The following is a 325-nucleotide window of genomic DNA, read 5'->3' as shown; positions in this document are numbered from 1 at the left end:
CTGATTGAGCCTTACTAAACATATTTTCACTATATTATGAAATATGATTAATTATTTTCGTTTATTTAAAAAATAACCTTGCCACCATTAACCCACGTATTATCCTTACTCCAACTTCCACTACAATCTCCCTGCATATACTTAACTACGCTCTTCTTGAAAACATCAACAATTACACATACATAATTTTCATACAGCCGCTTATTGAGACCATCCTCAACGTAGCCTTTTGAAATATGATCCGATACCATAAATCTTTTGTCAGGAGATATTCCCAACATTTTCCCGTCTGAGTAATTGGCACTGCCATATCCCTGTATTTTAT

General features: G+C 33.8%; 1 protein-coding gene. It reads right to left on the bottom strand.

Annotated features, from left to right (window positions below):
- Window positions 1–65: 65 nt before the first annotated feature.
- Window positions 66–325, bottom strand: a 260-nt coding sequence (locus tag SB689_RS22795) for a hypothetical protein (protein WP_410694348.1), incomplete at its 5' end; no start/stop codon positions are given.

Origin of the sequence: Chryseobacterium sp. SIMBA_038 (genome assembly GCF_046535115.1) — a bacterium.
Lineage (GTDB): Bacteria > Bacteroidota > Bacteroidia > Flavobacteriales > Weeksellaceae > Chryseobacterium.
This window is presented reverse-complemented; position numbering and strand designations above follow the sequence as displayed.